Annotated in this window: 13 protein-coding genes; 9 read left to right on the forward strand and 4 right to left on the reverse strand. The window is 68.3% G+C overall.

Annotation, left to right across the window (positions count from 1 at the left end; translation table 11 throughout):
* Positions 1-19: 19 nt before the first annotated feature.
* The 7 genes from ACFYLW_RS11705 to ACFYLW_RS11735 all read left to right on the forward strand — a co-directional run bounded on the left by ACFYLW_RS11705 (position 20) and on the right by ACFYLW_RS11735 (position 11,066).
* Positions 20-2,239, forward strand: coding sequence for a TonB-dependent receptor (locus tag ACFYLW_RS11705; protein ID WP_390183055.1), 2,220 nt, complete (start codon positions 20-22; stop codon positions 2,237-2,239).
* Between the two features lie 80 nt (positions 2,240-2,319).
* Positions 2,320-3,900, forward strand: a complete 1,581-nt coding sequence (locus ACFYLW_RS11710) for an alkaline phosphatase D family protein (protein WP_390183056.1) — start codon at positions 2,320-2,322, stop codon at positions 3,898-3,900.
* Positions 3,901-3,923: 23 nt separating this feature from the next.
* Entirely contained in the window at positions 3,924-4,778 is an 855-nt protein-coding gene (locus ACFYLW_RS11715; protein ID WP_390183057.1) for a phosphatase PAP2 family protein, read from the forward strand.
* A gap of 87 nt (positions 4,779-4,865) precedes the next feature.
* A complete protein-coding gene (locus ACFYLW_RS11720; RefSeq protein ID WP_390183058.1) occupies positions 4,866-7,472 on the forward strand; it encodes an ABC transporter substrate-binding protein in 2,607 nt (868 codons plus the stop codon).
* Complete coding sequence (locus tag ACFYLW_RS11725) at positions 7,469-8,326, forward strand: ABC transporter permease (RefSeq protein ID WP_390183059.1); 858 nt, start codon at positions 7,469-7,471, stop codon at positions 8,324-8,326. Before ACFYLW_RS11720 ends, ACFYLW_RS11725 begins: the two co-directional genes overlap by 4 nt.
* A 2-nt stretch (positions 8,327-8,328) precedes the next feature.
* Complete coding sequence (locus ACFYLW_RS11730) at positions 8,329-9,945, forward strand: ABC transporter ATP-binding protein (protein WP_390183061.1); 1,617 nt, start codon at positions 8,329-8,331, stop codon at positions 9,943-9,945.
* Positions 9,942-11,066, forward strand: a complete 1,125-nt coding sequence (locus ACFYLW_RS11735) for a P1 family peptidase (protein ID WP_390183062.1) — start codon at positions 9,942-9,944, stop codon at positions 11,064-11,066. Before ACFYLW_RS11730 ends, ACFYLW_RS11735 begins: the two co-directional genes overlap by 4 nt.
* 34 nt (positions 11,067-11,100) lie before the next feature.
* On the opposite strand, the gene ACFYLW_RS11740 is transcribed toward ACFYLW_RS11735, so the two are convergent.
* Together ACFYLW_RS11740 and ggt are read right to left on the reverse strand one after the other, a co-directional pair.
* Complete coding sequence (locus tag ACFYLW_RS11740; protein WP_390183063.1) at positions 11,101-13,572, reverse strand: zinc-dependent metalloprotease; 2,472 nt, start codon at positions 13,570-13,572, stop codon at positions 11,101-11,103.
* Positions 13,573-13,599: 27 nt separating this feature from the next.
* Positions 13,600-15,339: a gamma-glutamyltransferase gene (ggt, locus tag ACFYLW_RS11745; RefSeq protein ID WP_390183064.1), complete on the reverse strand. Its 1,740-nt coding sequence runs from the start codon at positions 15,337-15,339 to the stop codon at positions 13,600-13,602.
* Between the two features lie 393 nt (positions 15,340-15,732).
* Between ggt and ACFYLW_RS11750 the strand changes: the two genes are divergently transcribed.
* Positions 15,733-18,714: a TonB-dependent receptor domain-containing protein gene (locus ACFYLW_RS11750; protein WP_390183065.1), complete on the forward strand. Its 2,982-nt coding sequence runs from the start codon at positions 15,733-15,735 to the stop codon at positions 18,712-18,714.
* 82 nt (positions 18,715-18,796) lie between these two features.
* Positions 18,797-20,248 (forward strand): amidohydrolase, encoded by a 1,452-nt coding sequence (locus ACFYLW_RS11755; protein ID WP_390183067.1) that lies wholly within the window; start codon positions 18,797-18,799, stop codon positions 20,246-20,248.
* A gap of 229 nt (positions 20,249-20,477) precedes the next feature.
* Here ACFYLW_RS11755 and ACFYLW_RS11760 read toward each other — a convergent pair whose 3' ends face one another.
* Both ACFYLW_RS11760 and ACFYLW_RS11765 read right to left on the reverse strand, forming a co-directional pair.
* Positions 20,478-20,927: a low affinity iron permease family protein gene (locus ACFYLW_RS11760; protein ID WP_292082072.1), complete on the reverse strand. Its 450-nt coding sequence runs from the start codon at positions 20,925-20,927 to the stop codon at positions 20,478-20,480.
* A 33-nt stretch (positions 20,928-20,960) separates the two neighbouring features.
* On the reverse strand, positions 20,961-22,454 hold the full coding sequence (locus ACFYLW_RS11765; RefSeq protein ID WP_390183068.1) for an amidase: 1,494 nt from the start codon (positions 22,452-22,454) through the stop codon (positions 20,961-20,963).
* Between the last annotated feature and the right edge of the window lie 93 nt (positions 22,455-22,547).

Below are 22,547 nucleotides of genomic sequence, written 5' to 3' on the forward strand. Positions count from 1 at the left end.
CGACGACGAGGGGGATAAAATGAACAAGTTACTGCTCAGCGCTTCCATCAGTATCCTGACGATTGCCGCATCGTCTGTCGCGTCCGCTCAATCTACTTCAAATAACAATGATCAAAACGCAACGACGATTGGAGAAATCATTGTTACTGCTCAACGACGCGAACAGGCCAGCCAGGACGTCGGCGTCTCGCTGAGCGTCATCGGCGGCGAGCAACTAGACGAAAAAGGCATCTCGGTCGTCAACGACCTGGAGAACGCCGTCCCCAATATGGAGGTCGACAGCCAGTTCGGCGGCGGCCAGCCCCAGTTCCGCATCCGCGGCATCGGCGCGCGCGAATACTCCTCGAACAACGCCTCGACCGTCGGCATCTATGTCGATGAAGTCGCCCACCCCTATACGGTGACCACCCAGGGCGCCCTGTTCGACATCGCCCGGATGGAGGTGCTGCGCGGGCCGCAGGGCACCCTCTATGGCCGCAACACCACCGGCGGCGCCGTCAACATCATCACCAACGCCCCGACGGCCGACTTCCGCGCCGGCTTCAACGCCGAGTACGGGACCTTCGACCGCTACAAGGTCGAGGGCTACGTCTCGGGCCAGATCGCGCCCAACCTGCTGGGCCGCCTGGCCGCCGTCACCGAACAGGGCGGCGCCTGGCAGTATCACCGCGACACCGGCGAGAAGCTGGGCGACCTGAACAAGACCGCCCTCCGCGGCCGCCTGACCTGGGACGCCAGCGAAGACGTCACCATCGACCTGGCCGCCACCTATTCGATCGACAAGTCCGATGGCCGCGGCTTCCGCCTGCTGGGCCCGTACGCCGTCTCGGGCGGCGCCGTGACCTATCCCAAGGACACCGCCTGGCGCATCACCGGGTGGGGCATCTCGCCCGCCATGGCGGCCGTGGCCGGGGTCGGCCTGAACGCCAAGCCCTTCCGCGACAACGACGGCTTTGACGTCAGCGCCCGCATCAAGGCCAATCTCGGCTGGGCAGACCTGACCTCGATCACCGCCTATCAGACCTTCTCGCGCAGCGAGTTCAACGACTGGGACGGCACGCGTTTCAACGAGTCGAACGTCTTCTTCTACAACGACATCGACGTCTTTGCTCAGGAACTGCGTCTGAGCTCCAATGACGACGGTCCGCTCAGCTGGATGGTCGGCGCCCACTATGCCGACGAAAGCATCGACGGCGGCTTCTATACAAACTTCCGGGGCAACGCGAACCTGATCAACACCGGCTACGGCCAGTCGGTGTCGGCCTTCGGGATCTTCACCCACAACTCCTATCAGGTGAACGAGCGCCTGAACCTGATCGCCGGCCTGCGCTGGGAAACGGAAGAGCGGACCCTGGACAGCGGCGGCACCTTCGTCGCCCCCAACCCGCCCCCGCCGACGACCAGCTATGACACCGACCTGAACGAGGTCTCGGGCCGTCTGGGTCTGGAGTACAAGCTGACCGACGACGCCCTGTTCTACGCCAGCGTGGCGCGCGGGGTGAAGTCGGGCGGCTTCACCACCTACAACGCCACCTCGGCGACCCCGTTCAAGCCGGAAATCGTCATCGCCTATGAGGCCGGGATCAAGTCGGACCTGTTCGACCGCCGCCTGCGCCTGAACGGCGCCCTCTTCTACTACGACTACAAGGACCAGCAGGTTCAGGGCCTAGAGTACGACCGCCTGACCGGCCGTCTGGGCAAGATCACCAATGTGCCCAAGTCGCACATCATGGGCGGCGAGATCGAGCTGACCTTGGTTCCGCTGGACGGCCTGACCATCAGCCAGAACATCGGCTACAAGACCGGCGAGTATGACGAATACTTCGCCATCGACGGCGCCAAGACCGACGCCGCCAACCCGGTCAACGGTCCGTGGGACGTCATCATCGCCAACGACCGTTCGGGCGAACGCCTGTCCTTCCCCAAGATGAACTACGGCGGCTCGATCGCCTATGACTGGGGCGTGGGCGGCTGGGATCTGCGCGCCGAAACCAACTACAACTATCGCGACGAGCTGTATTCGGTCAGTTCCTCGTCGATCATCGACGCCTACTGGTTGTGGAACGCCAACTTCAGCGTCGCCCCGACCGGGGCCAACTGGCGCGTCGGCCTGTGGGGCCGCAACCTCTTCAACACCTACTACGAAGAGACCCGCAACGGCTTCAACGGCTCTGCCCGCCCGACCACCTCGCCCAGCCAGGGCCGCACCTACGGCGTGCGCCTGTCGATGGACTTCTAACCCTCTCCCCCGAAGGGGCGGGTCGGCTTCGGCCGGCTCGCCCCCGCCTTTTCCCGTTTCCCACGGACCCGTCTGTTTCCATGAGTTTCCCGCCCTCCCGCCTTGATCGCCGCGCCCTGCTGACGGGTCTGGTCGTCGCGCCCGCCGTGCTCAGCTTCGGCCGGGCCCAGGCGGGCGGCGCCTATCTGTTTCCGCTCGGCGTCGCCAGCGGCGATCCCGCCCCCGACGGCTTCGTCATCTGGACCCGTCTGGCCGCCGATCCCCTGGCGGCCGACGGTCTGGGCGGCCTGTCCGCCGCCGTTCCCGTGCGCTGGGAAGTCGCCGCCGACGACCAGTTCCGCCGCATCGTCGCCGCCGGCGACACAACCGCTTCGGCCGACGCGGCGCACAGCCTGCATGTCGAGGTCGCGGGCCTCGCCCCCGGCCGCCCCTACTGGTACCGCTTCACCGCCCAGGGTCAGCAGAGCCCGACGGGTCGCGCCCTGACCACGCCCGCCCCGAACGCCCAGGCCGACCGCCTGCGTCTGGCTGTCGCCTCCTGCTCGCACTGGGAGCGCGGCTATTTCAGCGCCTATGGCCACATGGCCGACGAGGCGCCGGACCTGACCCTGTTCCTGGGCGACTACATCTATGAATACAGCCTGGGGCCGGACCGCGCCGATCAGGTCGTGCGTCCCTACAATCTGGAAGAAGCCACGACCCTGGCGGGCTATCGCAACCGCTACGCCCTGCACCGCACCGACGCCAACCTGCAGCGCCTGCACGCCGCCGCTCCCTGCCTCGCCGTCTGGGACGACCACGAGGTTCAGGACGACTATTCCGGCGTCTGGTCCAAGGTCTCGGGCGTCGCCCCCACCGACTTCCTGCAGCGCCGCGCCGCCGCCTATCAGGCCTTCTACGAGGCCATGCCGATCCGCCGCACGCGCCTGAGCGCCGCCATGCAGATGCCCATCTATCGCCGCGTCCGCTACGGCAAACTGGCCGAGTTCTTCATGCTGGACGGCCGCCAGTACCGCTCGAAACAGCCGTGCAGCGACGGTGCCAACGGCGGCAAGGGCCAGATCGTCACGGACGCGACCTGCACCGACCGCATGGATCCGTCGCGCACCTTCCTCGGCTTCGAGCAGGAGCGCTGGCTCTACGACGGCCTGGCCCGCGCCGAGGCGCGCTGGAACATCCTGGGCCAGAACCTGGTCATGGCGGGCCTGCGTCTGGCCCGCAGCCCGGCCGAGGAAAACCGCTACTGGACCGACACCTGGGACGGCTTCCCCGCCGCCCGCGACCGCCTGACCAGCGCCCTGTCCGAGCTGAAGCCGTCCAATCCCGTGGTCCTCAGCGGCGACTACCACTCCTTCTGGACCAATGACGTAAAGCTGGACAGCCGCGACCCGTCGTCGGCCACCGTGGCCACCGAGTTCGTCGGCACCTCCATCACATCGACCGGCCCCAGCTACGACGGCCTGATGGCCGTCATGCCCAACAATCCCCAGATCAAGTTCTTCGACAGCCGCCCGCGCGGCTATATGTCGATCGACGTGCGCCCCGACCGCATGGACACGCGCTATCAGGTCATCAGCGACGTGCGCGATCCCAAGGCCAGCCTGTCGACCCTGAAATCCTGGACCGTGGAATCGGGCCGCCCCGGCGCCGTCGCCGCATGATCCCCTACCACCGGAGCTTCCTCATGACCCAGCCGCGCCTCGCCTCCTCTCTCGTCGCGATGAGCCTGGCTCTGGCCCTGAGCGGGACCTTGGGCGGCTGCGCCGGCGCGGTTGCGACTCAAACGGCCGCCGTCGATACGCCGGCGCCCGCTGCCTTCTGGACCGGCTTTCGCGACCATCCGCACGGCTATCTGACGGCCGAGAACACGCCCAACGCCGCCAACTTCCTGCCGCCCCCGCCCGCCGAGGGCTCGCTGCGCGAACAGGCCGACATCGCCGCCTATCGCGAGATGCGGTCGCTCGAAGGGACCGAACGCTGGGTCATCGCCCGCTCCGACAACGAGATCGAGACGCCCGGTGCTCCGCGCGCCTTCGACTGCGCCCTGGGCTTCAAGTTCGAGCCCGAGAAGATGCCGACCCTGACCTTGCTGATGGGCAAGATGCTGGGCGATCTGGAGATGATCCAGACCCCGGCCAAGAAGGGCTGGTTCCGCAAACGTCCCTTCGTGGTCGAATCCCTGCCGACCTGCATCGCGCCGGAAAGCTGGCTGGCGGCCAGCGGTTCCTATCCGTCAGGCCACTCGGCCCTGGGCTGGGCCTGGGCCCTTGTGCTGGCCGAACTGGCGCCGGACCGCGCCGATCAGATCCTGCGCCGCGGCCTGGCCTATGGTGAAAGCCGCGCGGTCTGCGGCGTCCACTATCCCAGCGACGTCGAGGCGGGCCGTATCGTCGGCGCGACCATCGTCACACGGTTGAAGGCTGATCCCGCCTTCCAGGCCGACTTCGCCAGGGCCAAGGTCGAGTTCGAGGCCGCCCGCGCCGCCGCGACCGAGGCCACGGCCGCCTGTCCCGCCTCTCTGGCGCGCCAGCCGTGGTGAGGCGCGCTTATTCGATGGCGTGACACGAAATCCATGACGTAGGCTGACGAAGATCGGCCGCGTCGCCGAGGGGGAGATCAAGGCAAGGTGACGAAAACAGGGGCGAGGACTTCGGTGATCGGGCGGGCGCGACGCGGGCTGGCGGCGCGGCTGCTGTTTGCCCTGACGCTGACCCTTTCGCTCGCCCTGCACGGCGCCCCGTCCCACGCCCAGACGCCCGCCGCCCGCGACCGACTGATCCTGGGGCTGCCGCTGGAGCCGCCGAACCTCGACCCAACCTCGGGCGCGGCGGCGGCGGTGGATGAAGTCGTCTACGCCAACGTCTTCGAGGGCCTGACCAAACTGACCCAGAACGGCGCCGTCGCCCCGTCGCTGGCCGAGACCTGGGAGGCAGCGCCCGACGGCCTGATCTGGACCTTCCACCTGCGGCGCGGGGTCACCTTCTCCGACGGCTCGCCCTTCGACGCCTCGGTGGTGAAGTTCTCGCTGGACCGCATCACGGCCGAGGGTTCGACCAACGCGCAGAAGGCCCTGTTCGCGCCGATCCGCAGCGTCGAGGTCGTCGATCCGGCCACGATCCGTATCCGCCTGTCGCGACCCATGGCCACCCTGCCCTATGTCCTGGCCTGGGGCGACGCGGTCATGGTCTCGCCCGGGACCGCTTCGACCAACGCCGTCACCCCCGTCGGCACCGGTCCGTTCAAGCTGCAGGGCTGGCAACGCGGCAGCCAGCTGACTCTCATGCGCCGCGACGGCTACTGGGGAACGCCGCCCCGCCTGAACACCGTCGTCTTCCGCTTCATCAGCGATCCGACCGCCGCCTTCGCCGCCGTCAGCGCGGGCGACGTGGAGGCCTTCCCCAACTATCCCGCCCCCGAAAACGTGGCCCAGTTCCAGCGCGACCCGCGTTTCCGCGTCGTCGTCGGCGCATCCGAGGGCAAGGTCATCCTGGGGATCAACAACACTAAGGCCCCGTTCAACGACGTGCGGGTGCGCCGCGCCCTATCCTACGCCATCGACCGCGAGGCCCTGATTCAGGGGGCCATGTTCGGCTTCGGCCAACCGATCGGCAGCCACTATTCGCGTCAGGCGCCGGGCTATATCGACCTGACCGGCCTATACCCGCATGATCCGGCCAAGGCGCGCGCCCTGTTGGCCGAAGCGGGCTATCCCAACGGCATCGACGTGACTCTTCGCCTGCCGCCCCGCCCCTACGCCCGGCGCAGCGGCGAGGTGCTGATCTCGCAACTGGCCGAGGCAGGCATACGCGCCAGGATCGAGAATCTGGAATGGGCGCAGTGGCTGGATCAGGTGTTCAAGCGCCGCCAGTTCGACCTGACCATCGTCGAGCACGTCGAGCCGATGGACTACGACATCTATGGCCGCAAGGACTACTATTTCGGCTACGACAGCCCCGCCTTCGACGCCCTGTTGGCCGAGGTCAACGCCGCCCCGGACGAGCCGACGCGCGACCGCCTGCTGGGCGATCTGCAACGCCGCATCGCCGATGACGCGGTCAACGGCTTCCTGTTCCAGTCCTCGCGCATCGGCGTGTGGAAGGCGGACCTGAACGGCCTGTGGATCAACGGTCCCATCGCCGCCAATGACGTCACCGGCGCCTACTGGACCGGTAAGGGCGCAGCGGGCGCAGCAACCGCCGAGCGCACCGGCGGCGGCCTGCCCTGGGGCTGGATCAGCCTGATCGCGGGCGTCGGCCTGCTGGCCTTTGTCGCCTGGCGCTTCGGCGCGGCCTGGCTGCTGAAGAAGGTGGGCGGCCACGCCCTGACCCTGCTGGCGGCGACCGTGGTCATCTTCCTGCTGCTGCAGGTCGTGCCCGGCGATCCGGCCAGCTACATGATGGGGCTGAACGCCAGCCCGGAGGCCATCACCGCCCTGCGCCAACAGATGGGCCTCGAAGGCTCGGGCCTTGAGCGTTACTTCGCCTGGCTCGGCGACCTGCTGACCGGCCAGTTCGGGACCAGCTACACCTATCAGGTGCCGGTCGGCGGCCTGATCGCCGAACGTCTGGCGGTGTCGGCGCCGCTCGCCCTGATGGCCACCGTCCTGTCGCTGCTGGTCGCCCTGCCCATCGGCGTCACCGCCGCCAGCCGCCGGGGAACCGCCGTCGACACCGGCCTGATCGGCGTGACCCAGGTCGGCGTCGCCCTGCCCAACTTCTGGATCGCCATGCTGCTGATCCTGCTGTTCTCGGTGAACCTCGGCTGGTTCTCGGCGGGCGGCTTCCCCGGTTGGAGCCAGGGCTTCTGGCCCGCCTTCAAGGCCCTGATCCTGCCCGCCGTGGCGCTGGCCGCACCGCAAGCCGCCATCCTCGCCCGCGTGCTGCGGACCGCCCTGCTCGACACCATGAACGAGGACTATGTCCGCACCGCCCGCGCCAAGGGCTTGAGCGTCAATCAGGCCCTGTGGCGGCACGCCCTGCGCAACGCCTGGATCCCCGTCCTGACCATTCTGGGACTGCAATTCCCCTTCCTGCTGGCCGGCGGCATCATCATCGAGAACGTCTTCTCCCTCCCCGGCCTCGGCCGTCTGGTCTTCCAGGCCATCACCCAGCGCGACCTGATCGTGGTGCAGAGCGTGGTGGTGGTTCTGGTCTTCGCCGTGGTCCTGGTCAGCTTCCTGATCGACCTCGCCTATCTGTTCGCTGATCCGCGCCTGAGGGGACGCCGCGCATGACCGACGCCCCTGCCATCGCCGCACCAGCCAAGACCCGCGTGCGCTTGCCCCTGTCCCTGATCGTCGGCGCGGCGCTGACGGCCGTCGTCCTGCTGACCGCCCTGCTGGCCCTGGTCTGGACGCCCTATGACGTCGAGGCGGTGGACATCGCCGCCAAGCTGACCGCCCCCTCCGCCACCCACTGGATGGGCACGGATCATTTCGGCCGCGACGTGCTGTCGATGATCATGGCGGGGGCGCAGAACTCCCTCGTCGTGGCCTTCGTCGCCGTCGGCATCGGCGTCGGGATCGGCACGCCTCTGGGCCTGACGGCGGCGGCGCGCGGCGGCTGGATCGACGAACTGGTCATGCGCGGCAACGATCTGATCTTCGCCTTCCCCGCCCTGCTGCTGGCCGTGATGATCACCGCCGTCATGGGGCCGGGCGCGATCAATGCGATCATCGCCATCGGCGTCTTCAACATCCCCGTCTTCACCCGCGTCGCGCGCGGCGCGGCGCAGGGCCTGTGGACCCGCGAATACGTCCTGGCCGCCCGCACGGCGGGCAAGTCCAAGACCCTGATCTCGCTCCAGCACATCCTGCCCAATCTGATGAGCCTGCTGGTGGTTCAGGCCGCCATCCAGTTCGCCGTCGGCATCGTCGCCGAGGCGGGCCTGTCCTACGTCGGCCTGGGCGCCCAGCCGCCCGCGCCCAGCTGGGGCCGGATGCTGGCCGAGGCCCAGACCATGATCGGCTTCGCGCCCTGGCTGGCCATCATGCCGGGCCTGGCCATCTTCGTGACCGTGCTCGGCCTCAGCCTGACCGGCGACGGCCTGCGCGACCTGTTCGACCCGCGCGTGCGGCGGGAGCGTTGATCATGACCGTCCTCGATATCCGCGACCTCAGCCTGTCGATCGGCCAGACGCCGATCCTCAAGAACGTCAGCCTGTCCGTCGCCCCCGGCGAAATCCTCGGCCTTGTCGGCGAGAGCGGTTCGGGCAAGTCCATGACCTCCCTGGCCGTGCTGGGCCTGACGCCGCCGCGCACGACCATGACGGGCGAGATCCGCCTGAACGGTCAGGTCGTCTCGAACGCGCCCGACGCCGTGATGCAGCAGGTGCGCGGCCGCGACGTCGGCATCATCTTCCAGGAGCCGATGACGGCCCTGAACCCCGTCATGACCATCGGCGATCAGGTCGCGGAGACAGTGCGCCTGCACAAAAAGACCTCGCGCAAGGAAGCCCTGGCCGTCGCTCGCTCTGTGCTGGATCGCGTCGGCCTGCCCGCCGAACGCTTCCCCCTGAGCCGCTATCCACACGAACTGTCGGGCGGCCAGAGACAGCGCGTCGCCATCGCCATCGCCATCGCCCTGACGCCCAAGCTGCTGATCGCCGACGAGGCGACGACGGCGCTGGACGTGACGACGCAGGCCCAGGTGCTGGACCTGCTGAAGCGACTGGTGCGCGAGGACGGCATGGGCCTGATCCTCATCACCCACGACCTCGCCGTGGTGGCCGAGACCGCCGACAGGCTGGCGGTGATGAAGGACGGCGAACTGGTCGAGGAGGCGCCCGTCGCGCGCATTCGCGCCGGCATGGCCCACCCCTATTCGCAACGTCTTCTGGCCAACGCCACCCACGCCCCGACGCGCCGCAGCCGCCCCCAGGACGACGCCGCCCCGGTGCTTCAGGTCGAGGGTCTGGTGCGCGAATACGGCGGCGCGCCCGCCCTGTTCGGCAAGTCCAAGACCTTCCGCGCCGTCGATCAGGTCAGCCTGTCGATCCAGCCGGGCGAGAGCGTCGGCCTGGTCGGCGAAAGCGGCTGCGGCAAGTCCACCCTGTTGCGCGCCATCCTCGCGCTGGAGCCACCGCAAGCGGGTCGCGTCCGGGTCAAGGGCCGCGACATCACCGCCGCGCGCGGCGCCGCGCTGAAATCCATCCGCCGCGACATCCAGGTGGTGTTCCAGGACCCCTACGGCAGCTTTGATCCGCGCTGGAAGGTCAGCGATCTGGTCACCGAGAACTTCCACCTGCTGGACGCCAAACCATCCCCTGCCGAGGCCCGCCGCCGCGTCGATGAAATGCTGGAGCGCGTCGGCCTGAACAGTGCGGCCGCCGACCGCTATCCGCACGAGTTCTCGGGCGGCCAGCGCCAGCGCATCGCCATCGCCCGCGCCCTGATCACCGCGCCCTCGGTCATCTGTCTGGACGAGGCGGTCTCGGCGCTCGACGTCTCCGTGCGAGCCCAGGTGCTGGACCTGCTGGCCGACCTGTCGGACCGGCTGGGCCTGTCCTACCTCTTTGTCACCCACGACCTCAGCGTCGTGCGCACGGTGACGGATCGCCTGCTGGTCATGCAGGCCGGAAAGATCGTCGAACAGGGCGCAACCGCCGCCGTCTTCGCCGCCCCTTCGCACCCCTATACGCAGAAACTTCTGGCGGCGACGCCGGATCTGGTCCGCAATCACGCTCTGGAAAAGGAAACCGCCGGATGAACCGCAGAACCGTCCTCGGCTCGGCCCTGATCGGCGCCGCCGCCTCCGCCGCCGGCGCCGCCAGCGCCAAGCCCGCCGCGCAGAGCGCCGCCCGCGCCTCGGGCCGCACCGGCCCGCTGAACCTCATCACCGACGTCGAAGGCATCAAGGTCGGTCAGGCCCATGACGCGGGCGTCCGCACCGGCGTCACCGTCATCCTGGCCGAAAAGCCCGCCGTCGCCGCCGTGGACGTGCGCGGCGGCGGCCCCGCCGGGCGCGAGACGGACGTCCTGCGCGCCGAAAACCTGGTGCAGGAGGTGGACGCCATCATCCTGTCGGGCGGCTCGGTCTATGGCCTGGGCTCGGCCGACAGCGTCGCCGCCTGGATGGGGATGCGCGGGCGCGGCTACGGCATGGGCGGCGCGCCGGGCGTGCCCCCCTCGCCCATCATCCCGACCGCCTGTCTCTACGACCTGGCCAACGGCGGTGACAAGCAGTGGGAGATGGAGCCGCCCTATCGCCGCCTGTCGGTTCAGGCGTTGGAAGCTGCGGGCGACCGTTTCGACCTCGGCACCGCCGGCGCGGGCTATGGCGCGGAAGCCGGCGCGTTGAAGGGCGGCATCGGCTCGGCGTCGGCCGTCATGGCCTCCGGCTGGACCGTCGGCGCCATAGTCGCGGTCAACAGCGTCGGCTCGGTCGTGGCCCCGGGCGGCAAGAGCTTCTGGGCCGCGCCTTATGAGATCGGCGACGAGTTCGGCGGCCTCGGCTCATCGGGTCTGCACGCCTCGGCCGAGGACTGGGGACTGTCCAAGTTCCGGCCTCAGCCGCGCGAGAACACCACCATCGCCTGCATCGCCACCGACGTGGCCCTGACTCGCGTGGAGCTTCAGCGCATGGCCATCATGGCCCAGGACGGCATGGCGCGCGCCATCCGTCCCGCCCACGCGCCTTTCGACGGCGACACCCTGTTCTGCCTGTCGACCGGCAAGAAGGTCATCGACAATCCGGCCATGCGTCAGGTTGCGGTGGCTCAACTCGGTAACGTCGCGGCCGACGTCCTGGCCCGCGCGGCGGCGCGCGGCGTCTATCACGCGACCAACTATGAGGGCGTCACCGGCAAGACCTGGCGGGAGATGAAGTAACCCTCTCCCGCCGGGAGAGGGTTAAGCGTTCAGGTCAATGCCACTCGCCGCCGCCGATCGGCGCGCCGGGCGGCACGGCCTGGGCGACCGGCAGGGTCTCGCTGAGCGCCTTCAGCCCGTCGACCGGCCCGGTCAGAGCTTCGCCCAGGAAAGCGCACTGAGCCGTCTCCAGCCGGTCGCCGCGGCAGCGCTTCAACTGCTCGCCAAAGCGCCGCGCGCTGTCGCGCACCGCCCCTTGCGCCGTGGACGACAGGTCCTTGCCCTGGATCAGGGCGGCCAGATAGGCGGCGTAGCGCGCGCGCGTCACGCGGCGCAGTTCAGCCTGACGCGGGCTGAGATTCGCGCCCGGCCCCACGGCCGTCGCCACCCGGTCCAGAACCTCGGTCAAACCCAGTTGCCCCGCATCCCGACGCTGCTGCTCGACCAGGCGGTTCAGGCGCTCGGGCGCCAGCAGGGTCTCGAACACCACCTCGGACGCCGCCGCCGCCGCCGATGACGGGTCGAACACGGCGTCGGTCTTGCCCTCGAACAGCTCGATCTGCATCTGCCGGTCCGCGTTGCCCGACTGGGCCGAGGACAGCAGGTCGATCAGGTCGTCGCGCAGATCCAGTTCGGCCGGCGACAGGGCCTGCATCAGGGCCTCCAGCGCCGCGCGCTGCTTGTCGGCGGGCACGACCTCGGCCCGCTCATGGCCATCGCCGCTGATGGCGTAGCCATAGTCCACGCCGCCGATCTGCCGCCCGACCGCGGTGGTCTGATAGCGGTGATAGAGATAGATCGGCACGATCACGCGGCGCAGGTCCGCCGCCGGCGCGCCCGCCGGCAGGTTGGCCAGTCCGAAGCGCGACAGGGCGACGCGCCGCACCGCCATGACATTGGCGAACTCGGCGACCGGGTCAGTCCCGTTGTCCCACATGGCGGCGTAGGGCTGCAGACTGCCGAGCGGCCGGGTGTCCGTGTCGTTGACGAAGCGATAGCCCTTTCCTTGAGCCTCCGCCGCCAGTCCGGCGCGGCGCGTCACCGCGTCCTGCCCCGGCGCGTCGCCATAGAGCCAGTCCACCACATAGCGGTCCCAGGCGCCGACGCCGGTCGTATAGGCGCGGCTGAAGTCCAGACGCTCGCCGTCGGCGATCACCCAGGGCGCCGGATAGTCCATGACCGAGGCCCGGTCCTCATAGGTCGAGGCGGCGAAGTTGTGAGCGATGCCCAGGGCGTGGCCGATCTCGTGCGCCGACAGGTGGCGCAGGCGCTGATAGGCCAGACGGTCCGGGTCGTCCTCGCCGCCCGTGCCGCTGCGGTCGGCGCCCACGAGACCCTCGAAGATCATCTTGTCCTGACGGTCGCGCAGCGAACCCAGTTGCACCACGCCGCGCACGATCTCGCCGGTGCGCGGGTCGTTGACGCTGGTGCCCGTCGACCAGCCGCGCGTCTCGCGGTGGACCCACGACACGATGTTGTAGCGCGCGTCCATCGGGTGCGCCCCTTCGGGCAGCAGATCGACCCGGAAAGCGTCTATGTATCCCGCCTTGTCAAAGGCTTGCGCCCACCAGTTGCCGCCCTCGATCAGGGCCTGACGGATGGCGGGCGGGGCGGCGCGGTCGACATAGAAGACGATGGGCTTCTTCACCGTCGAGCGCGCGGCGGTCGGATCGGTCTTCTCCAGCCGGAAACGACGCGCCAGGCGGCTGACCACCGGTTGATCCAGATCGGCGGCGAAGTCCGTCACCATGACCTGGGCCGAGGTGCCCGAGCGCGGATCGTGCAGCACCGGCTGGAAGCCGTCGTCCGGCAGGCGGATGAAGGAGTGACGCACCGTCAGGGTGACCGAGCGTGATTCCGGCGAGACGCGCGACAGTTCGGCTCCCGGCTCATCGCTGGTGAAGGTCTGGACCGTCTGGAACTCGACATTGTCCGGGAAGACCAGGGTCTGATCGGCGTCGAGGTAGCCCAGAGTCGGCGCCGCCTTGAACGTGCCCAGCCGCGCCCGCTTCAGGCGTCCGACGGCGTTGACCGCGTCGCGCTCCAGAAAGCCCGACAGGTCGACGCTGACCGATCCGTCCACTCCCGTCTCGACCACCTCGCCGGACCAGACCACCGAGGGCGCGAAGGAGGCGGCGACCGCGTTCACCTGATCGGGGTCGGCGTCCACGGCGCGGAAGCGAGTGTTCTCGAACTCGGCGAAGACGCGATTGCCCACCTTGCGGAAGGCCACGACCTGGGCCTGCCCCAGACCCGACCGGTCCAGACCGGCCCCGTCCATGCCCAGCCCCGCCGACAGGCCCGGCTGATAGAGGTAGCGGCCCAGAATGCCGTCGGCGCCCGGCGCGGGCAGACGCACCGTCGCCTTGCCCTTCTGCCGGTCCAGCTTCACGCCGAACAGGCCCTCCTGCCAGGCCGAGGCTGACGACGCGGCGGCGGCGGGGCTTCCCGTTTGCGCCAGAACCGGCGCCGCCCCGGCGGCCACGACCAGACCGGCGACGCTCGCCAGCAGAACCTTGCGCAACATGAGCCGCCCCCCGCGGTTGACTGAGATCTACTGGACGCCGAGCGCCAGGGCGTCGGGCCGACGGGTGTCCGCCGCGCCCAGGAATCGATCGCCCTCGATCATGATGGACTGGGTGCTGCCCATTGTCATGGACGGGCGGACCGTGTGGCCGCGCTCGCGCAGCAGGCGTTCGACGTCGGGCGAGAAGCCGCCTTCCAGCTCCAGCGGGCTGTCGCCGCCGCCCTGGTTCAGACGCGGGCGCATGGCCGCCTCGGCGATGTTCAGCTGGTGGTCGATGACGTTGGAGATCAGCTGCACCATGGTGGCGATGATGTAGCCGCCGCCCGGCGTGCCGGTGACCAGCCAGGGCTTGTCGTCGTCAAAGACGATCATCGGCGTGATGGTCGAGCCCAGCCGCTTGCCCGGCGCCGGTGAGTTCGGCTCTCCCCGCGTGCCCCACGAGAAGTTGTCCAGCGAGTTGTTCAGCAGGATGCCCGTCCCCACCGGGGCGACGTGCGCGCCGTAGGAGTTGGACAGGGTATAGGTGTTCGACACCGCATTGCCGTGGGCGTCGGCCACCGAATAGTGGGTCGTGTCCTGGCTCTCATACGGATAGGGGTTGCCCTCCGGGATGTCGGCGGCGGCCAGCGAGCGATCCATGCGGATCAGCTTGACCCGCTCGGCGGCGAACGCCTTGCTGGCCAGACCCTGCGCGGGCGTCGTCCACTGCGGCGCGCCGCCGATCAGGCGACGGTCCGAGGAGACGATCTTCATCGCTTCGGAAATCAGATGCAGGCTGTCGACGCTGCCCCAGCGCAGCTCGCGCATGGGGAAATGCTCCAGCAGGTTCAACCCCTCGGCCACGCTAACGCCCGAGGCGGTCGGCGGCATGTAGGCGATGCGGTGATCGCGATAGGTGGACCAGATCGGCGCGGTCACGTCGGCGCGGTAATCGGCCAGATCCTGCGCATCCATGATCCCGCCGCGCGCCTGCACGCCCTCGACGATCTTCTTCGCCAGTTCGCCGCGATAGAAGGCGTCGGCCCCGCCCTGCTGCACCTGACGCAGGCTCCAGGCCAGTTGCGGCTGCTTGAACAGTTCACCCGCGCGATAGGGCGTGCCGTCCGCCTTCAGATAGGCCTCGCGCGCGCCGGGATCGGTGGCCAGAACCGTGGCGCGGCCCGCCGTGGCGTCCGCCTCCCCGTCCGACAGGATGACGCCGTCCTCGGCCAGCTTGACCGAAGGCGCCAGGACCTGGGCCCAGGTCAGGGCGCCGAAGCGCTTGTGCGCCTCCCACATGCCCGCGACCGTGCCCGGCACCGAGACGTTGCGGAAGCTGGAGGGCGCGCGACGGTCGAACTTGCCGCTGTCGTCCAGCAGGAAGTCGGGCGTCGTGGCGCGCGGAGCCGTGCCGTAATAGTTGATGGCGATGTCCTGGGCCGGGCGGTCCGCCGTCGCGGCCATATGCACGATCATGTAGCCGCCGCCGCCGATATTGCCCGCACGCGGCAGGGTCACGGCCTCGGCGAAGGCGACCGCGACCGCCGCGTCCACGGCGTTGCCCCCCTGCTTCAGAATATCGACGCCGACCTGGGTCGCCAGGGCGCTCTGGCTCACCACCATGCCGCCCCGCCCGATCGTCGGACTGTGGATCTGGCCATAGCTGACGATGTCGCCGCCGCTGCCGACCGCGGGCCGGGTCGGGACCGCCGCTTCCTGCGCCAGCGCGGGCGCCGCCGCCAACAGAGCCGCCGCAGCGACCGCCAGAATCTTCACGTGAGAACGCATAGCCACCCCGTCACAATTCGCGTCAAATTCATCGAAACATGAAGCCTGAAACCAGGCCGCGCTCGACGAAGAACGTCCGGATAGAGCGATAGCATTGCCGAAAGAGCGAACTCAAGGCCGTTTTGAGGTGATTACCTTGCTCGGAATCTTGAACAACAGCAATATTTGACCTTAAACGGTTGACGGCGCGATTGTGGCGGCTTCTAGTCAACCTCGAGACAGAACATCCGGGCCAGGCGCATTGCCATGTGCGGCGCCCGGCGTGCGTTTCATGCCTGCCAATCGTCCGACCGCCACCACTCGTGCCTCGGGGGGATACCGAGCTCGATGACCACCACAGGGGATAACCAGACCATGCGTGCAGCCTTCGCTCGTCGAAGCTTGAAGACGGCCATGTTGGCCACCACGGCCCTGTTCGGCGCCGCGACCGGCGCCGTCGCTCAGGACGCCCCCGAGGAACAGGCCACCCAGGTCGACGAGATCGTCGTGGTCGGCTCGCAGATCCGCGGCGCCAAGGTGACCGCCGCCCTGCCCGTCACCGTGGTCGGCGAGGAGCAGATCCTGGCCGCCGCCGCCACCTCGGGCGACGAACTGCTGCGCACCATCCCCCAGATGGGCGACGTGACCTTCAACTCCTCCTACCTGCCCGCCAGCTCCAATTCGGCGCGCGGCGACACCGGCTCGGTCAACCTGCGCAGCCTCGGCATCGGCAACACCCTGGTGCTGCTGAACGGCCGCCGCGTCGTCGGCCACCCCACGTCCCAGGCCAACGAGCACCTGGTCCCGGTCCTGACCTACAACACCAACGCCATTCCGGTATCGGGCCTGAAGCGCCTGGAAGTCCTGCGCGACGGCGCCGCCGCCATCTACGGCGCGGACGCGGTGGCCGGCGTGATCAACACGGTCCTGCGCGACGACATGACCGACTGGACCGTCTCGGCCCAGTACGGTTTCGCCGAGGGCACAGACATGTGGGAGACCAACTTCTCCCTCTACGGCGGCCAGGACATCGCCGAGGGACGCGGCAACGTCTCGCTCTTCTTCAACTATGACCACCGCGACGAGCTCTCGACGCTGGATCAGTCCTTCACCGCCTCTGACGACAAGCGGCCCCTGTTCGACGGCACGGGCTTCACCGGCTCGGCCTTGAACGGCCTGTCGTCGCTGACGCCCTGGGGCCAGTTCACCCTGCCCAGCGCCGCCTCCTACGGCGGTCAGAGCTTCACCACCTTCACCATCCAGCCCAACACCCTGGCCGGCTGCGCCGCCGCCCTGGCCGACGGCCTGTGCCTGAAGCGGACGACCAATGTCGACGCCTCCCTGCTGGCGGACACGGCCAAGGAAGACCTGACCGTCGTGCCCGAGGTCGATCGCTTCAACCTCTTCCTGACCGGCCGCTATCAGATCAACGACGCGGTCGAGGCCTTCGGCGAACTGGGCGCCTATTACGCGCAATCCAATGCGCGCCAGGCCCCGATCAACACCCTGTCGTCGGTCGTCATGACCATCGCCGGGACCAACTACTACAACCCGTTCAAGCGGGACGTGCGCCTGACCGGTTACCGCTTCAACGACATGGGGCCGATCAATGTCGAGGTGACGAACGAGCAATTCCGCGCCCTCGGCGGCCTGCGCGGCGAATGGCGCGGCTGGAACTGGGAATCGGCCCTGCTCTGGTCCGAAGCCACCGCCAAGGACGTGTCCGACAACATCTCGACGACCCTGCTGGCGGAATGGGCGGCCAAGTCGACGCCTGACGCCTACAACTTCTTCAACGGCGGCGACCCGGCCAATCCGCGCTTCGGCGACGCCACCCCGTCGAATCAGGAAGCTCTGGACGCCATTCGCGTCGACATGGTCCGTAAGACCAAGACCGAGCTGGGCCTGTGGGACTTCAAGATCTCTCGTCCCGACCTATTCACTCTGCCCGGCGGCCCGGTCGGCATGGCGGCCGGCATCGAGGCGCGCACCGAGACCCAGCTGGATGATCGCGACAGCCGGATCGACGGCACGATCCGCTACACCGACAAATCCGGCGCGACCTACAGCGACCTGATCAACTCGTCCGAAAACCCCGACACCTACGGCGAGCGCGACGTCTTCTCCGCCTATCTGGAGTTCGCCGCGCCCCTGGTGTCGCCGGAGATGAACATCCCGCTGGTTCACAATCTGGAAGTGCAGGTCGCGGGCCGCTTCGAGAACTATTCAGACTTCGGCGACGTGGCCAAGCCCAAGGTCGCCGCCGCCTGGGACATCGTCGACGGCTTCCGCGTTCGCGGCTCCTGGGCCCAGGGCTTCCGCGCGCCCAACCTGGAGCAGATCAACGCCACGGTGATCACCCGCTCCAACAGCTCGAACGACTACATCTACTGCGAGGCCCTGCTGCGTCGGGGCGCCATCACCGATATGAGCCAGTGCGGCGCCAGCACCGTCTCCGGCATCCCCAACAGCTTCGTGGACAAGGCCAACGCCAGCCAGACCCACGTCCGCAAGCTCACGGCCGAGCGCCGCTCCGGCAACCCCGACCTGCAGCCGGAAGAGTCCGAAACCCTGTCCTTCGGCCTGGTCGTTCAGCCCCGCTTCGTCCCCGAACAGTTCGGGAACTTCACCTTCACCGCCGACTGGTGGCAGGTCGAGCAGACCGGCATGGTCGGTCTGTTCCGCGGCCAGAACGCCCTGATCCTGGACTACCTGCTGCGCAAGCAGGGCAGCTCGAACCCCAATGTCGTGCGCGCCGATGCGACCGCCGCCGATCAGGCCATCTTCGCAGGCACCGGCCTGACCGCCGTCGGCGAGGTGCAATACATCACCGACGCCTACACCAACCAGCAGCCCCAGACCGTCGAGGGTCTGGATCTGGGCGCCATGTGGAGCCTGCGTGACACGGCCTATGGCGACTTCAGCCTGAACCTGAACGTCTCGCACCTGCTGAAATACTACCTGGAGCTGGCGCCGGGCGCTCAGGCCCTGGTGGACGCCAAGGAAAAGGGCGACATCGCTTCGTCGATCTCACTGGGCGGCAGCATGGGCGACATGATCCGCGATCTGGGTCGCCCCGAGTGGAAGTGGTCCCTGTCCGGCACCTGGCGTAAGGACGCCTGGACCGTCGGCGCCTTCACCCAGTACATCTCGTCCCTCTATGACGACAGCCTGACCAACTCTGCGGGCGACTACTGGACGGTGGACGCCACCATCACCGCCAACCTCTATGGCGAGTATCAGTTTGACGAGGGCCGTCTGGCCGGAACGGCCGTGCGCGTCGGCGTGCGCAACCTGACCGACGAGGAGCCGCCCCTGTCGGCCGCGGGCTTCGTCGGCACCGTCTATCAGCCCTATGGCCGCTACTGGTACGCCAGCTTCCGCAAGACCTTCTGATCCGGTCTTGATCCTCTCGGGCGGAAGGCGAGCCATCGTCTTCCGCCCTTCGTCTATTCGCCGTCCGTTTGTGGAGTTCCCGATGAAACCCGTCTCGATGCGCGCCCTGGCGCTCGCCGCCGTCCTGACCGGCCTCAGCCTCCCGGCCTTCGCCGCCGAACTGTCGCCCCAGGCCCGCGCCCAGATCACTGGCACGGTCGAGCGCAACCAGCCGGCCCTCGACCACGCGGCGCTCGAAATCTGGAAGTTCGCGGAGCTGGGCTATCAGGAGACCCAAAGCTCGAACCTGCTGCAGGGCCAGCTGCGCGAGGCCGGCTTCCAGGTCACGCCGGGCATCGCTAATGAACCCACCGCCTTCCTGGCCAGCTTCAAGAACGGCGACGGCCCGGTCATCGCGGTTCTGGCCGAATACGACGCCCTGCCCGGGCTGTCGCAGACGATGAACCCGGTGCAGGAAAGCGCAGGCGGCCACGCCGGTCATGGCTGCGGTCACAACCTGTTCGGCGCCGCCTCCGTCCACGCCGCCATCGCGGTCAAGGACTGGATGGTCGCCAACAACATCAAGGGCGAACTGCGCGTCTACGGCACGCCCGCCGAGGAAGGCGGCTCGGGCAAGGTCTATATGGTCCGCGACGGCCTGTTCAACGACGTGGACGTGGCCGTTCACTGGCACCCCGGCAACGTCAACAGCGCCCGTCAGGGCGACACCATGTCCAATGTCTCGGGCAAGTTCCGCTTCTACGGCACGGCCGCCCACGCCGCCGCCGCCCCGGATCGCGGCCGCTCGGCCCTGGACGGGGTCGAGGCCATGAACGCCATGGTCAACCTGATGCGCGAGCACATTCCTGACCGCACCCGCATCCACTACGCCATCACCGACGGGGCCAAGGCGCCCAACGTCGTTCCGGCCTTCGCCGAGAGCTACTACTACGTCCGCCACAACGACCCGCAAATCGTCCGCGACGTGCTGGAGCGGGTGAAGAAGGCGGCCGAGGGCGCGGCGCTCGGCACCGGCACCCGCGTCGAGTTCGAGGCCATCGGCGGCGTCTATTCCATGCTGCCAAACGAAGCCCTGATGACCGTCATGGACCGCAACCTGCGCCATGTCGGCGGCATCACCTGGACGCCCGCGGAAATCGCCCTGGCCGCCGAGATCCAAAAGACCCTGCCGACCAAGCCCGACCTGGCCAGCGTCGGCACGATCGAGCCGGCCGTCATCGGCGGCGAGTTCGGCGGCTCGACCGATGTCTCGGACGTGTCCTGGGTCGCGCCCACGGTCGGCCTGTCCACCGCCACCTTCGTCCCCGGCTCGGCGGGCCACAGCTGGCAGAACGTGGTCGCCGCCGGCTCGACCATCGGCCTGAAGGGCGCGCACCTGGCCGCCAAGACCCTGGCCCTGACCACCGCCGAACTGTTCCAGAGCCCAGACACCATCGCCGCCGCCAAGACCGAGTTCGAGCGTCGCCGCGGCCCCGACTTCAAATACGAAGCCCTGCTCGGCGACCGCGCTCCGGCGCTCAACTACCGCGACTAAGACCGCCAAGCCCCTTCTCCCCTTGTGGGAGAAGGTGGCCCGCCAGGGCCGGATGAGGGGTGTCGGCGCAACATTGAAATCAATGTCGCCCGTCTACCTCGCCGCTCCAATCCTTGAAAATCACGGCGTTTGCGCGCCTCTCTGGCCCATTTGGCGCGCCCCGTCCCTTCATGCGCCATCATGTCCTTCGGACCGTCGCCCCGGAGGAATTTCAGACTATTCAGACGAATTAGACTCTATTTTTCGCCGAGCCCTCGAGCGCGCCGTCCTCCTCGACACGAGAGGCCGGCCGTCCCCGGACCGCTCGAGCCGGTTGTCCGGCGTGGATGTCGCGCCCGCGCCGCTCGACCTCCTTGAGGATGACCGCCAGTTCCTTGTCGGTCAGGTGCTCGATGCCGATGAAGCCCGCATCGGCCTTCTTCACCGCATAGACCAGCTCGTCCAGCTTGGCGTGCATGGCCGCCGCATCGCGGTTCTGGGTGTTCTGGATCAGGAAGACCATCAGGAAGGTGATGATGGTCGTGCCGGTGTTGATCACCAGCTGCCAGGTCTCGCTGAACTTGAAGACCGGGCCCGTTACGGCCCAGCCCAGCACCAGCAGCAGACACAGGATGAAGGTCCACGGCCGTCCCGCGACCTTGGCCGTCGTGTTGGCGAAATGGTTGAACAGCTTTTCCATGGCCGTTTAACCCGCCTGAACGGCCGAGGTTGCTCAGAGGGCAGGCTGGGGCATGGGCGGCGGTCGGCGCTCATGCGTGGCCTGCTCATAGGCATGGCCCAGCGATAGGATGCGGGCGTCGTCCCACTTGCCGCCGATGAAGCTGAGGCCCACCGGCATCCCCCGGTCAAAGCCCATGGGCACGCTCAGGTGTGGATAGCCCGCCACCGCCGCCAACCGACTGGCCGAGCCCTGCATGTCGTCGTCGTCTTTGGGATCATTGGTCCAGGCGCGCGAGGTGGTCGGCGCGATCAGGGCCACGACGCGGTGCTCGGCCATCATCCGGTCGATCCCCTCCGGCCCCGCCGCCCGCAGCGACTTCGCCCGCGCCTCGACATAGGCGGGGTCAGTCAGGCCGCCCGTCGTCTGAGCCCGCTCAAACAGGTCCTGGCCAAACAGCACCGTTTCGCGCGTTTCGGCGGCGTTGAAGGCGATGACCTCGGCCAAGGTTCGCGCCTTGACCTGAGCGGGGTCGGTCGAGGCCAGATAGAGGTTCAGATCGTGCTTCAGCTCGGTCAGCAGGACCGTCAGCTCCCAGCCGCCGATGGCGCGCAGGTCGGACGGTCCCTGTTCGATTTCGACCACCTCGGCCCCTGCCGCGCGCAGGGCGACCAGGGCCCGCTCGAACTCAGCCCGCGTCTCGGCCGAATAGGAGGGCAGCAGGAAACGCATGACCCCGATCCGCGCCCCGCGCAGGCTGTTCACGTCCAGAGCGGCACGATAGTCGACCTTGCGCGCGTCTGCCTCGACGGTGGCCGGATCGGCGGGATCGGAACCGGCGATGACGCTCAGGACGATGGCCGCGTCCTCGACCGTCGTGGCGATGGGACCGGCGGTGTCCTGCGAATGGCTGATGGGCACGATATGAGTGCGGCTGACCAGGCCCACGGTCGGCTTGAAACCAACCACGCCGTTGACCGAGGCCGGGCAGGTGATCGAGCCGTCCGTCTCGGTGCCGATGGCGATCGGCGCCAGTCCGATGGCCACCGCGACCGCGCTGCCCGAGGACGAGCCGCAGGGCGTCCGCGCCGGATCATAGGGGTTGCGCGTCTGGCCGCCCACCGCGCTCCAGCCGCTGATGGACTGCGACGAGCGGATGTTGGCCCACTCTGACAGGTTGGTCTTACCGAGGATGACAGCCCCCGCATCTCGCAGCCGCGCCACGATGGGCGCGTCACGGCCGGGCGCATGGCCAAGCAAGGCCAGCGAACCGGCCGTGGTCGGCATGTCGCGGCTTTCGATGTTGTCCTTGAGCAGAACCATCACGCCCTGCATCTGGGCGTTGCCTCCGTCCTGTATCCTCAAGGCGTCTGGCGGCGACCATCGCAGCACGCTTCGGTAGCGCTCATCCATGGTCTGCAGCATTCCGATGAACGACGCCGCAGAGGTCGCCCTCTCTCGGCAGATCTCGACATCTGCTCCATCCGGAATGGAACGTCCGCGCGCGGCGGCGTCGCGACGAATTTCGGCTTGCTCGGCAGGAGCCATCTGGCTGAGCAATCGGCAGCCGGAATGGGATGCCGTCGCCTGTGCGGCTGCCGGGGTTACAGCCCCCCAACAGAGGGCTCCGGCAGCCGCCGC

It is taken from the genome of Brevundimonas sp. NPDC007368, assembly GCF_042869015.1.
In the GTDB taxonomy this organism is placed as follows: Bacteria; Pseudomonadota; Alphaproteobacteria; order Caulobacterales; family Caulobacteraceae; genus Brevundimonas.